This window comes from Limimaricola variabilis (genome assembly GCF_014195545.1).
Classification (GTDB): Bacteria; Pseudomonadota; Alphaproteobacteria; order Rhodobacterales; family Rhodobacteraceae; genus Limimaricola; species Limimaricola variabilis.
Genome location: NZ_JACIBX010000018.1, coordinates 40134 through 53050, shown reverse-complemented (window position 1 = coordinate 53050; position 12917 = coordinate 40134). Strand labels below are relative to the sequence as shown.

Here is a 12917-nt window from a genome sequence, read left to right as displayed (position 1 = left end):
AGGGCTTGTTTTGCTGGGGCGAATGCCGAAAGAAGTGCCTGCAACAGGACCTGAACCAGGGCGGCAAACCGCTTGGAACAGGCCGCGGGCACCAAGAATCTTCCTAAGGCATTGATAGGCCTCGGCTTTTGATCAGATTAAGCCAAGGCGTAGTACATTTTTTGCTCTCACTGCCTTCAGAAAAAAATGGATATCGATTTTTTAAAGGTCAGGGGCAATAAGGGGGTTCAGACACGGCATAGGCCCGTGTCTGAACCTTGATCTCTTTCCGATCGAAATTGGAGCCAATCTTGCGTTAGTTGTTGGAGTCTTGGTTTATGGCGCTGACCTCGCTGCCAATTCCAGTAATCCCGAGATCTTTCTTAAGCTGCCCAAGATTTGTGTCGGTATCTTTCAGATCCTGGTTAAGAGCCTTTACAGCTTGACCACCCGCGCCTTTATCGTTTGGTTTATCAGCCAAAGCTGTTGAGGAAGAAAAGGCCAGAATGCTCACTGCAAGCATGAATTTTTTCATTTTCGTTCCCACTTACTAAATACCTGACGGCCGAATCGGTCCGTCGAGAGACTTATATCACATAAGGTCAATTCTTGGGAGAACTTCCGAAAATTTTCAAGCACCAATTAAAGGAAAATAGCCTTTTCCATCCACTTAATGGTTATTTGTGCTGCGTACCCTTTTCCATAACCGTGTCCTATTCCATTAGTCTGCCAGCCACCGATCTGATCCACGATGTCAGCCGGGCATTCCACTGCACGTAGCCGGTCGCGCATCGAATGCCGGAAGCTGTGCATGGTCGCCCCTGCCGGCACGTACGCCTTCAGCCACTTGTTGAGGCCCGCACTTGCTGCGTTGGCATTCGTGGTGTCGGTCTTGTTGTAGCGCGGGAAGGCGAAGCCCGAGCCTCCATGCACGGCCATTAGTCGTTCAGCAGCCCAGCGAGCAGATCCGACAAGAGGGACTTCCCTCATGCTGCCAGCGGTCTTGAGCCTGCGCCACGGATGCGGAGTGATCCGTGCTATGTAGTTGCCCTCGTTGTCATGTACGATGTCCTCACAGAGCAGCCCAGCCGCCTCTGCCAGTCGCATCCCCGTATCCGCGACCAAGGCCACCAGCCAACGCATGTCGTCGTCCAAGCGGTAGCACTCAGCTTGTACGGCACGGATGGCTTCGACCGGAATAGGCTGGCGATCCGACACGCCAGCGTATCGGTCATAGTAGACCTTCCCGAAGGGGTTCGTCAGTTCGATCCCTTCTTCATTGGCGGCGAAATTAATGATCGACCGTACCGTGCCGAAGACCCTGGTGATGCTGCTGCCAGCCATCCCGCGGGCGATCAGTGCATCACGAAAGGCGTTGGCGTCCGCCTTCGTGTAGCTAGAGAGCGGCTTGTCCCCGCAGGTGTCGATGACATAGCCACAGGCCCGCTCAGCTGCCCGGCGGAAAGTAATCCCCTTTCCGCTGCCCTTGAGCCGCAGGTATGTCACTACAGCCTCAGAGAGGCTTATACAGTCGATGTTGACACTGCCGCCGTCGGAAGCCCGCTGACGGGGATCAGCCACTCCCAGTCGCCGCATGTGCTTCCCTGGGAGGTCCGCATCCTGACTACGCAGATGATACCAGTACTCGTCGAGTTGGCTCGCGGCTCGTATAGCCCGCGCAGCCGCAACTCGCGCTGACCTCGTCCGCAGCGAATACGAGATCTTCGAAGACGTGTAATGGCGAATCAGTTCAGTCGGCACCCGACGCTGAAAGTAGAAGATTCCATCCTTGAGGAAGCAGTGAGGGATATGAATGTACTCCGGCATGTACTACGCCTTGGCTTAATCTGATCAAAAGCCGAGGCCTATCAATGCCTTAGGAAGATTCTTGGTGCCCGCGGCCGGACTCGAACCGGCACGCCCGAAGGGCAGGAGATTTTAAGTCTCGTGTGTCTACCATTTCACCACGCGGGCACGGGCGGCAGGCTTACGATGCCCGCGCCCGACGGTAAAGCGTCCTCGGCTCAGATATCGGTGCCCGGTGCCTCGATCAGGCTGCGCTCGGGCAGCCAAGGATTGAGCGCGAGCGCGGTGTCGAGCGCGCGCCGCGCCTCGGTCTCGCGGCCCAGCTCCCAAAGCGCCAACGCCCGCCCCGACAGCGCGCCGACATGATCGGGCATCCGCTCTAGCGTCGCGTCGATATCGGCCAGGGCGGCCGCGTAATCGCCGCGCAGGTAATGCATGTAGGCGCGCTGGTTCCAGCCCTCGGCATAATCCGGGCATTCCGCGACCAGCTGGTCGAGAAGCTGCAGCGCCGCTTCGTCCTGGCCGCCCAGGCGGTGGGAAATGGACCGATCGAGCAGGTCCTGCGCCGCGGCGTCCGGCGCGTCGCGCCACAGCTCCCAAAGGCGGTCCATCAGACGCTGCGCGGTGCCGGGATCGGGAGCCCGGGCCAGCCGCTCGGTCAGTTGTGCCCTTTCCTCGCCGTGGTCGGGCGGCGGCGGACAGTCGCGTGCCGCCGCCGGTGCGGCGGCGAGACATAGGACCATGGCAGAGGCACGGATCATGCTACATGCTGCCCAGGCGCGCCCGCGCCAGTCAAGCTTTCCACACCGGACCCCGCATGATCCCGATTCGCGACCACAACCCTTCGACCCGCACCCCTTGGGTCACCTGGAGCCTGATCGTCGTCAACATCGCGATCTATCTGTGGATGGTGGTGACGCTCGACACCGGTGACGATCTGGCGCGGCTCTATTACGACTGGGCGATGATCCCGGTGCGGCTGACCGCGCTGGAGAACCCGGTGGCGCTTCTCAGCTCGCTGTTCCTGCATGGCGGGCTGTTCCACCTGCTGGGCAACATGCTGTTCCTGTTCATCTTCGGCGACAACATGGAAGAGCAGTTCGGCCATGCGGGCTTCGCGGGCTTCTACATCGCCTCGGGAGTGGCGGCGAATCTCGTGCAATACGCGACCGAGCCGTTCTCGGTGGTGCCGACGATCGGCGCCTCAGGCGCAATCGCGGGGGTGATGGGCGGCTACCTGCTGCTTTTCCCCCGCGCGCGGGTCGACATCTTCGTGCTCCTGCGGGTCGTGCCGGTGCCGGCCTGGCTGGTGCTGGCGGTATGGTTCGGACTGCAGGTGCTGGGCGGGCTCGGCGCCGATCCGACCACGGGCGGCGTCGCCTACTGGGCCCATGCGGGCGGGTTCGCCGCCGGGCTCGCGCTGACCGTGCAGCCATGGCTCCGGCGCGGCGGCCCCGCCTTCTGGAGCCGCACCCACGGCCTGCCCCCGCATCCTCCTGCCCCGCCGCTCGGGCGCAGCAACATTCCCGTCGTCAGGAGACGCCGATGACACTCCAGCAACCGGTTCATCATCTGAGCTGCCATTGCGGCGCGGTCGAGCTGCGCGTGCATCTCAAGCACGGCCTGTCAGGCGCGCATCGCTGCGACTGTTCCTATTGCCGCCGGCGGGGCTACATCGCGGGGCCGGTCGATCTCGAGCAGCTGGAGTTGCTGCGCGGGGCGGAGGCACTGACGCTCTACCAGTGGAACACGATGACCGCGAAGCACTGGTTCTGCCGGATCTGCGGCATCCACACGCATCACCAGCGCCGTTCGAACCCGAACGAATACAGCGTCAACATGGGGGCGATCGCGGGGCTGAACCCCCGCGATCTCGGTGAGATCCCGTGGTCGGACGGCGTCAATCACTCCGCCGACCGCTAGCGGGCTCAGGCCTCGCGGGCGCGGACCAGCTTGGCGAACTTCTCGAAGATGTCGGCATTGGCCGCGACGAGGTCGCCATGCTCGAGCGGGTCGTGCCCGTCGCGGATCGGGCCGACGAAGCCGCCAGCTTCGGTGACGATGATCATTCCTGCCGCGATGTCCCAGATCTTCAGCTCGCGTTCCCAGAAGCCCTCGGTGCGGCCGGCCGCCACATAGGCCATGTTGAGCGCGGCCGAGCCGTATTGGCGCAGGCCCGAGACCTCGGGCGCGATGCGCGCGATGTCCTGGATCATCGCGGGCAGCGTGCGGCGCCCGGCGCAGGGCACGCCGCTCGAGAAGATCGATTCGACCAGCCGGTGCCGCGCCGAAACCCGCAGCCGGCTCTCGTTGAGCCAGGCGCCCTCGCCCTTCTCGGCGTGGAACATCTCGTCCTTGACCGGGTCGTAGATCACGCCGGCGACGATCTTGCCCTTGTGCTCCAGCGCGATCGAGATCGCCCAGTGCGGCATGCCGTGCAGGTAGTTGGTGGTGCCGTCGAGCGGGTCGACGATCCAGCGCCGGGTCGGGTCTTCGCCTTCGATCGGGCCGCCTTCCTCACCAAGGAAACCATAGGAGGGACGCGCTTCGAGAAGCGCTTCGCGGATGGTCTGCTCGGCCTGCCGGTCGGCGCGGGTGACGAAGTCGCCCGGCCCCTTGGTCGAGACCTGCAGCTGCTCGACCTCGGCGAAGTCCTTGAGCAGCGCGCGACCGGCGCGACGCGCGGTCTTCATCATCACGTTGAGATTGGCGGAACGGGCCATCGGGGCCTCCTGAGGCTTGGGGCTGTCAGGCCCTTCGGGGCCCTGAGATGTACGGATCACGGCGCCATAGCCGCTTGGCGCTCGCCGGGCAAGAGGGCGCTCAGCCGCGCTGCAGCTTCACCGCCTCCTGCCGAGCCAGCCGGTTGAAATGCGCAATGTAGGGCCGGGCGGTGTCTTCGCTGCGGGTGGCGGCATAGAGCCTGCGGGTCCGACCCTGCGCCGTCAGCGATCGGATCGCGTAGTCGGGATGGCCGCGCAGGTGCCGCACCACCCAGTCGGGCAGCACCGCCACGCCCCGCCCCGACGCCACCAGCAGCAGGATCACCGCCGTCAGCTCGGCCTGGCGGATCGCCGCCGGCTCCACCCGCGCGGGCGTCAGAAGCTCGGTGAACACGTCGAGCCGCGCCCGCTCCACCGGGTAGGTGATCAGGGTCTCGCCGGCGAAATCCTCGGCCTCGACATGCGGACGGTCGGCCAGCGGGTGTCCCGAAGCGCAGAGGAACACCGGCTCGTAGTCGAAGAGCGGCGTGAAATCGGTCTCCGGCAGGTCTTCGGGGTCCGAGGAGATCACCACGTCGACCATCTCGCGCCGGAGCGCAGGCAGCGCTTCGAAGGCGAGGCCGGGGCGGATGTCGATATCGACCTCGGGCCAGGCCTTGCGGAACTGCTCGAGCACCGGCAGCAGCCACTCGAAGCAGGCATGGCATTCAATCGCGATGTGCAGCCGCCCGGACTTGCCCGCGACCAGCCCCGCGAACTCGGCTTCGAGCTCGGCGACGCGCGGCAGGATGTCCTCGGCCGCGGCCAGAAGCTTGAGCCCCGCGGCCGAAAGCTTCAGGGGCTTGGAGCGGCGCACGAAGAGTTCGACCCCGGCCTGATCCTCGATGCCCTTGATCTGATGCGACAGCGCCGACTGTGTTATGTTCAGCAGATCGGCCGCCCGAGCCAGACCGCCGGTGTCGTGGATGGCCTTGATCGTGCGCAGGTGCCGGAACTCGATATGCAAGTGAAACTCATCATCGTGGTGAGGGTTATGAATTTGTCTCACGTCACCCGATCTGCGACAAGCTCCCCATCCAAAGGAGATCGTCCATGACCCGCCCCGCCGTCAGTTTCGAATTCTTTCCGCCGAAGAACATCGAGGGCTCGTTCCGCCTGTGGGACACGGTGCAGGCGCTGGCGCCGATGGGCCCGGAATTCGTCTCGGTGACCTATGGCGCAGGTGGAACCACGCGCAAGCTGACCCATGAGGCGGTGGACGCGATCCACAAGAAGGCGGGACTGCGCGTCGCCGCCCACCTGACCTGCGTCGAGGCGACCAAGGCCGAGACGCTGGACATCGTGCAGGGCTATGCCAAGGCCGGGGTCGAGGAGATCGTGGCGCTCAGGGGCGACCCGCCGAAAGGCTCGGGCGGCTTCCGGCCGCATCCGGAGGGCTTTTCCGGCTCGGTCGAGCTGATCGAAACGCTGGCGGCGATGGACCGCTTCCGCATCCGCGTCGGCGCCTATCCCGAGCGGCACCCCGACGCCGCGCATGAACTGGCCGATGTCGAGCATCTCAAGCGCAAGTTCGACGCCGGAGCCCATAGCGCCATCACCCAGTTCTTCTTTGAGGCTGACACCTTCTTCCGCTTCCGCGACGCCTGCGAGAAGGCCGGCATCACCGGGCCGATCATCCCGGGCATCCTGCCGATCGAGAACTGGAAGGGCGCGCGCAAGTTCGCGGCGATGTGCGGCACCTCGATCCCGCAGGTCGTGGCCGACGGCTTCGATCACGCGAAGGATCAGGCCGAGGCCGACCTGCTGGCCACGGCGCTCGCCACCGAGCTGTGCGACAAGCTGATCGCCGGCGGCGCCGAGCACCTGCATTTCTATACGCTCAACAAGCCGGATCTGACCCGCGACGTCTGCCACGCGCTGGGCATCACGCCGAAGGCCACGCTGAGCGAGGTGGCCTGAACCGCCGGGGGCTTCGCGCCCTCGCGTATCAGGTCCACGGCAATGGGAGGGGCGCGCCCCCTCCCCTTCACCGTTCCATAAATACGCCCTACCCGGCCCCGCCCCCCGCACTACCCTCGGGGGTATGGCCGATCTGCTGACCTTCACCGACCGGGGCATCTACTGCGAAGCGGGCGATTTCTACATCGACCCCTGGCGCCCCGTCGACCGCGCGCTCGTCACCCACGGCCATGCTGATCACGCGCATGAGGGGATGGACCGCTACCTCGCCACGGACATCGCCGCCCCTGTGATGCGGCACCGGCTGGGCGATATCTCCCTCGACACGATCCGCTATGGCGAGACGCGCCCCATCGGCGACGTCACCGTCTCGTTCCACCCGGCGGGCCATGTGCCCGGCTCGGCGCAGATCCGGGTCGAGCGCAGGGGCGAGGTCTGGGTCGCGTCGGGCGATTACAAGACCATCGATGACGGGCTCTCGACCCCGTTCGAGCCGGTGAAATGCGACGCCTTCATCACCGAATCCACCTTCGGTCTGCCGGTGTTCAAATGGACCCCGCAGGCGGATCTGGCGCATGACCTCAATGCTTGGTGGGCCGCCAACGCCGCCGAGGGACGGTTTTCCCTGATCGGGGCCTATGCGCTGGGCAAGGCGCAGCGCATCCTGTCCCTGGCCGACAGCTCGATCGGCCCGATCCTGACCCATGGCGCGGTCGAGAACACCAATGCGGTGCTGCGCGCGCAGGGCATCAAGCTTCCCGACACGATCCGGGTCACGCCCGATCTGGATCTCAAGGCGCATGCCGGCGCACTGGTCGTCGCCACTCCCTCGGGCCTTGGCGGCCCTTGGGCGCGGCGCTTCAACGTCGCGGGCAACCCGGCCTCGACCGCCTTTGCCTCCGGTTGGATGGCGTTCAGGGGGGTGCGTCGCAGGCGGGCGGCGGATCGCGGCTTCATCATGTCCGATCATGCCGACTGGCCCGGCCTGAACGCCGCGATCCGCGAGACGGGGGCGCAAAGGATTTTCGTCACCCATGGCTACACCTCGGTCTTCCGCCGCTGGCTGGAGAGCGAGGGCTTCGACGCCCATGTCGTCTCGACCGAATATGCGGGCGAGAACGTCGATGCCGATGACGAGGGGGAGGCTGCGTGAAACGCTTTGCCGAACTGTTCCGCGCCATCGACCAGACCACCCGAACGACCAAGAAGGTCGCGGCGATGGCCGCCTATTTCGACGAGGCGCCCGATGCCGACAAGCTTTGGACCATCGCGCTGTTCTCGGGCCGCCGTCCGCGCCGGACGATCACCGCCACCGTGCTGCGCGAATGGGCGGCCGAACGCGCGGGCATCCCGCTGTGGCTGTTCGAGGAAGCCTACCCGATCGTCGGCGATCTTGCCGAGACGATCTCGCTTGTCCTGCCCCCGGCCGAACGGGAGGAGGACCGCCCGCTCAGCCACTGGATCGGCGAGATCCGCCGCCTGTCGAAGCAGGACGATGCCGCGCGCAAGGCCGGCATCCTTGCGGCTTGGGACGTGCTCGGGCCGACCGAGCGGCTGTTGTTCACCAAGCTGCTGACCGGCAGCTTTCGCGTCGGGGTGAGCCAGAAGCTGATGACCCGGGCGCTGGCGCAAGCCACCGGCATCGACGAGGCCGAGCTGACCCATCGGCTGATGGGGTCGTGGACGCCCGACGACATCTCGTGGCACGCGCTGGTGCACGAGCCGGACCCGACCGCGAGCCTGTCGCGCCCCTATCCCTTCTACCTCGCCTACCAGCTCGATAGCCCCGAAGATCTTGGCGATCCCGCGAACTGGATGGCCGAGCGCAAATGGGACGGCATCCGCGGCCAGCTGATCCTGCGCGGTGGCGATCACCATCTCTGGTCGCGCGGCGAGGAACTGATGACCGACCGGTTTCCCGAGCTGGCGCGGATGAAGGATTTCCTGCCGATGGGCACCGTGATCGACGGCGAAGTGCTGGCCTGGGGGGAAGAGGCGCCGCTGTCCTTCAACGCGCTGCAAAAGCGCATCGGCCGCAAGACGGTGCCCAAGAAGCTTCTGGCCGAAGCGCCGGTGATCCTGATGGGCTACGATCTGCTGGAGCAGGATGGCGAGGATATCCGCACCCTGCCATTCGCCGAGCGGCGCGCACGGCTCGACGCGCTGGGGACGGATCTGCCGCCCGAGGCGCCGTTCCGCCTCTCGCCGCTGGTCCCGGTTGAAAGCCTCGACCAGCTCGCCGAAGAACGCGCGCGCTCGCGCGAGTTGATGGCCGAGGGGCTGATGCTCAAGCGAGCGGACAGCCCATACCTTGCGGGCCGCAAGAAGGGCGACTGGTGGAAGTGGAAGGTCGATCCGCTCACCATCGATGCGGTGATGGTCTATGCGCAGGCCGGCTCCGGGCGCCGCGCCAACATGTTCACCGACTTCACCTTCGCGGTGAGGGACGGCAACGGGCTCGTGCCCTTCACCAAGGCCTATAGCGGCCTGACCGATGCAGAGTTTCGCAAGATCACGGCGTGGGTGCGGAAAAACACGCTCGAACGCTATGGTCCGGTGCGTCACGTCAAACCGGAACATGTTTTCGAGATCGGCTTCGAAGGCATTCAGCCCAGCCCACGCCACAAGTCTGGCGTGAGCCTGCGCTTTCCGCGCATGCTGCGCTGGCGCCATGACAAGCCGCTGGACGAGATCAACACGCTCGACGACCTTCGCGACATGCTTGCCGCCTATGGAGGAGACACCGCCGCATGAGACATGCCCTCGCCGTCATCGCCGGGATCGTCCTCGCGCTGCTGATCGTCGCCTCGGCCCTGCCGCTGTGGGAGACCGACACCTGGTGGGTGCGCTATCTCGATTTCCCGCGCATGCAGTTCGCAGCGCTGATCGTGGTGTTCTGGGCGCTGATGGCCGGTCTGGGCGGCATCGGCCGGGGCGCGGCGCGCTGGCTGACGCTGCTGGCGGTGCTGGCGCTGGGCTATCATGGCTATCGCCTGTGGCCCTACCAGCCGCTGGCCGCAAAGATGGATCCCGGCCTCGCCAGCTGCGCACCCGAGGAGCGGCTGAGCATCCTCGTCGCGAACGTCCAGCGTTCGAACCGGCAGGCGGAGGAGGTGATCGCCCTGGCACAGGAGCAGGATCCCGACCTCTTCCTGGTGCTGGAGACCAACGAATGGTGGGACGAGGCGCTCGCAGAACTCGATGCCAGCTATGACCACCATCAACAGGACATCCCTTCCGAGGCCACCTATTACGGGATGCACGTCTTTTCGCGCCATCCCTTCGCAAGCGCCGAGATGCGCTTTCCCTTCGGCGCCGACACACCCTATTTCGACGGCGTGGTCGAACACCCGACGGGACAGGTCCGCGTGCTGGGCGTGCATCCCCGACCGCCGCATTATTTCCAGCCTTCGACGTTGCGTGACGCAACCATGCTTCAGGCCGCGATCGAGGCGCGCGACGGTACCCTGCCCGCGATCGTCGCGGGCGATTTCAACGCTGCTGCCTGGGAGCGCACCGCCCGCCGTACGCTGCGGCTGGGGCAGCTGATCGATCCGCGTGCAGGGCGCGGTCCGATGCCGAGCTTCGACGCCAATTCGTGGTGGATGAAATGGCCGCTCGACCAGATCTTGTGGCAGCAGGGGCTGGCCATGGCCGATTTTCAGGTGTTGCCAGGCATCGGCTCGGACCACTACCCGGTCCGCGCCGATCTGTGCCTCACCCCGAATGCCGATCAACGCCTCGTTGCCCCGCGTGAGGATGATCCGGCCGAGGCGGAGGCCACCTTGGAGAAGGCCCGCAGCATGCGCGACGAGGCCTTCGACGGCTGAGACCGCCGCGACGGGTTGAGCCGCCTCGCTGCCGTCCATATCTTTCGCCTTCGTAAAACCGCAACGGAAGGTTCGCCCATGACCATCACCCCCCGCTTCGACGCCGCGACCGAGACCGGGGGCCGCCCCCTGGGCAACCTGCCGGAATGGGATCTGAGCGATCTCTACCCGGCACCCGACAGCGCCGAGATCAAGAACGACATCGACTGGCTGGAGAAGGCCTGCGCCGAGTTCGCCGCCGATTACGAGGGCAAGCTCGCCACGCTCGACGCCGCCGGGCTGCTGGAGGCGGTGCAGCGTTACGAGCGGATCGACGTCGTTGCCGGGCGCATCATGTCCTATGCCGGGCTGCGCTATTACCAGCACACCACCGACTCCGAGCGGGCCAAGTTCATGTCCGACTGCCAGGACCGGATCACCGCCTACACCACGCCTTTGGTGTTCTGGGGGCTGGAGTTCAACCGTCTCGACGAGGATCACCTCGAAACCCTGCTCGGCCAGAGCCAGGAGCTGAACCGCTACCGTCCGGTCTTTGAGCGGATGCGCGCGATGAAGCCCTACCAGCTCTCGGACGAGCTGGAGAAATTCCTTCACGACCAGTCGAGCGTCGGTGCGGCGGCTTGGAACAAGCTGTTCGACGAGACCATCGCCGGTCTCACCTTCACCGTCGATGGCGAGGAGCTCGGCATCGAGGGCACCCTCAACCTGCTGACAGAGCAGGACCGGGCCAAGCGCGAGGCCGCGACGCACGAGCTGGCGCGGGTGTTCAAATCGCAGATCCGCCTCTTCGCACGCGTGCACAACACGCTCGCCAAGGAAAAGGAGATCGAGGATCGCTGGCGCGGCATGCCGACGCCGCAGACCGGACGTCACCTGTCGAACCATGTCGAGCCCGAGGTGGTCGAGGCGCTGCGCGACGCGGTGGTTGCCGCCTATCCGCGCCTGTCGCACCGCTACTACGCGCTCAAGGCAAAATGGCTCGGCCTCGACCGGATGCAGGTCTGGGACCGCAACGCGCCGCTGCCGATGGAGACCGACCGGATCGTCGGCTGGGACGAGGCGCGCGCCATGGTCGAAGAGGCCTATGGTGATTTCGACCCCCGCATGGCTGAGCTGGCCAAGCCGTTCTTCGAGGATGGCTGGACCGATGCGGCCGTGAAGCCGGGCAAGGCGCCGGGTGCTTTCGCACACCCGACCGTCTCGACCGTGCACCCATACGTGATGCTGAACTATCTCGGCAAACCGCGCGACGTGATGACGCTGGCGCATGAGCTGGGTCACGGCGTGCACCAGCGCCTCGCCGCGGATCAGGGGGAGCTCTTGTCCTCTACCCCGCTGACGCTGGCCGAAACGGCGAGCGTGTTCGGCGAGATGCTGACCTTCCGCAAGCTGCTCGCCAAGGCAAAGGACCAGAACGAGCGCAAGGTGCTGCTCGCCGGCAAGGTCGAGGACATGATCAATACGGTCGTGCGGCAGATCGCCTTCTACGACTTCGAGTGCAAGCTGCACGCGGCGCGCGCGCAGGGGGAACTGACGCCCGACGACATCGACGCGCTATGGATGAGCGTGCAGGCCGAGAGCCTCGGGCCGGTCTTCGACTTCGCGCCGGGCTATGAGAGCTTCTGGGCCTATATCCCGCACTTCGTGCATTCGCCCTTCTACGTCTATGCCTACGCCTTCGGCGACGGCCTCGTGAACGCGCTCTATGCCGTTTACGAAGAGGGCGGCGAGAACTTCCAGGAGAAGTATTTCGAGATGCTCAAGGCAGGCGGCTCCAAGCACCACAAGGAGCTTCTGGCGCCCTTCGGCCTCGCCGCGAGCGACCCGGCCTTCTGGGACAAGGGCCTGTCGATGATCGAGGGAATGATCGACGAGCTGGAGGCGATGGAGGGCTGACCGCCCCATCCCCTGAACGTGACAAGGGCCGGGGATCATTCCCCGGCCCTCTTCATGTCATGCGATGCGATACTACGGGGCGACCTCAGTCGTCGTCGTCCTTGTCATCGTCGTCGTCATCGTCGTCATCTTCATCGTCGTCATCTTCATCGTCGTCATCTTCATCGTCGTCGTCCTCGTCGCGCTCGCGGCGCTTCTCGGACTTCTTCTTCTCGCGCTCTTTGCTCTTCTCGGCCTTTTCGGCGTCGCGCTCATCGCGCTCCTCGGCCTTTTCAGCGTCGCGCTCGTCACGCTCTTCGGCACGCTCTTCCTCGCGCTCGCGCCGATCTTCCTGTTCTTCCTTCGCGCGTTCGGCGCGGTCGTCGTCATCCTCGTCATCATCTTCGTATTCGTATTCTTCTTCGACGAGGTTGCCGGCGTTGTCGTACTCGCGTTCGACCTTCGCGCCGCTGGCGCTGCGCGTTTCCTCTTCGAACATGCGGCTGCCATCGTCGCTGTAGACGCGCTCGGTGCTGCCCGAAGCGCCGCTGGCCTCGACGATCAGCTTGTCACCGCTCGGCCGGATGCGGATTTCGCCGCTGTAGCCCTGGCTGACGAGGTGCGCCACCACAGCGTCGATCGCGGCTTGGGTCGGTGCCGCCATGGCTGGCGCCGCCAGACCGAGGCCCGCCGCCGCGATTCCAGCCGCGAGATAGGTTTTGAACATCATGATGCCTCCTGCCCC

13 protein-coding genes and 1 tRNA gene are annotated in these 12917 nt (G+C 65.2%); 7 read left to right on the top strand and 7 right to left on the bottom strand.

The window, feature by feature from the left end:
- Positions 1-295: 295 nt before the first annotated feature.
- From FHS00_RS16370 to FHS00_RS16355, 4 genes are all read right to left on the bottom strand, one after another.
- Positions 296-514, bottom strand: a complete 219-nt coding sequence (locus tag FHS00_RS16370) for a hypothetical protein (RefSeq protein WP_183475172.1) — start codon at positions 512-514, stop codon at positions 296-298.
- Between the two features lie 107 nt (positions 515-621).
- Positions 622-1806 (bottom strand): DUF6538 domain-containing protein, encoded by a 1185-nt coding sequence (locus FHS00_RS16365; RefSeq protein WP_183475171.1) that lies wholly within the window; start codon positions 1804-1806, stop codon positions 622-624.
- Between the two features lie 62 nt (positions 1807-1868).
- A tRNA-Leu gene (locus FHS00_RS16360) sits at positions 1869-1953 on the bottom strand.
- 50 nt (positions 1954-2003) lie between these two features.
- Positions 2004-2546, bottom strand: a complete 543-nt coding sequence (locus tag FHS00_RS16355; RefSeq protein WP_183475170.1) for a tetratricopeptide repeat protein — start codon at positions 2544-2546, stop codon at positions 2004-2006.
- 56 nt (positions 2547-2602) lie between these two features.
- On the opposite strand from FHS00_RS16355, the gene FHS00_RS16350 reads away from it, so the two are divergent.
- Positions 2603-3334, top strand: coding sequence for a rhomboid family intramembrane serine protease (locus FHS00_RS16350; protein ID WP_183475169.1), 732 nt, complete (start codon positions 2603-2605; stop codon positions 3332-3334).
- Positions 3331-3708, top strand: coding sequence for a GFA family protein (locus FHS00_RS16345; RefSeq protein ID WP_183475168.1), 378 nt, complete (start codon positions 3331-3333; stop codon positions 3706-3708). Before FHS00_RS16350 ends, FHS00_RS16345 begins: the two co-directional genes overlap by 4 nt.
- Before the next feature lie 5 nt (positions 3709-3713).
- On the opposite strand, the gene FHS00_RS16340 is transcribed toward FHS00_RS16345, so the two are convergent.
- Both FHS00_RS16340 and FHS00_RS16335 read right to left on the bottom strand, forming a co-directional pair.
- A complete protein-coding gene (locus tag FHS00_RS16340; RefSeq protein ID WP_183475167.1) occupies positions 3714-4508 on the bottom strand; it encodes an inositol monophosphatase family protein in 795 nt (264 codons plus the stop codon).
- Between the two features lie 100 nt (positions 4509-4608).
- Positions 4609-5514 carry a LysR family transcriptional regulator gene (locus FHS00_RS16335; protein ID WP_183475166.1) on the bottom strand — a complete coding sequence of 302 codons (906 nt, stop codon included), beginning with the start codon at positions 5512-5514 and terminating at the stop codon, positions 4609-4611.
- 86 nt (positions 5515-5600) lie between these two features.
- Here FHS00_RS16335 and metF point away from each other — a divergent pair, with 86 nt between their 5' ends.
- The 5 genes from metF (at position 5601) to FHS00_RS16310 (ending at position 12193) form a co-directional block, all read left to right on the top strand.
- On the top strand, positions 5601-6467 hold the full coding sequence (gene metF / locus FHS00_RS16330; RefSeq protein ID WP_183475165.1) for a methylenetetrahydrofolate reductase [NAD(P)H]: 867 nt from the start codon (positions 5601-5603) through the stop codon (positions 6465-6467).
- 124 nt (positions 6468-6591) lie between these two features.
- Positions 6592-7620 carry a ligase-associated DNA damage response exonuclease gene (locus tag FHS00_RS16325; protein WP_183475164.1) on the top strand — a complete coding sequence of 343 codons (1029 nt, stop codon included), beginning with the start codon at positions 6592-6594 and terminating at the stop codon, positions 7618-7620.
- A complete protein-coding gene (locus FHS00_RS16320; RefSeq protein WP_183475163.1) occupies positions 7617-9221 on the top strand; it encodes an ATP-dependent DNA ligase in 1605 nt (534 codons plus the stop codon). Before FHS00_RS16325 ends, FHS00_RS16320 begins: the two co-directional genes overlap by 4 nt.
- Positions 9218-10297: an endonuclease/exonuclease/phosphatase family protein gene (locus FHS00_RS16315; RefSeq protein WP_183475162.1), complete on the top strand. Its 1080-nt coding sequence runs from the start codon at positions 9218-9220 to the stop codon at positions 10295-10297. The genes FHS00_RS16320 and FHS00_RS16315 overlap by 4 nt, the downstream gene beginning before the upstream one ends.
- Positions 10298-10375: 78 nt before the next feature.
- Positions 10376-12193: a M3 family oligoendopeptidase gene (locus tag FHS00_RS16310; protein ID WP_183475161.1), complete on the top strand. Its 1818-nt coding sequence runs from the start codon at positions 10376-10378 to the stop codon at positions 12191-12193.
- Positions 12194-12278: 85 nt separating this feature from the next.
- Here FHS00_RS16310 and FHS00_RS16305 read toward each other — a convergent pair whose 3' ends face one another.
- Complete coding sequence (locus tag FHS00_RS16305; RefSeq protein ID WP_183475160.1) at positions 12279-12902, bottom strand: hypothetical protein; 624 nt, start codon at positions 12900-12902, stop codon at positions 12279-12281.
- Positions 12903-12917: the final 15 nt, after the last annotated feature.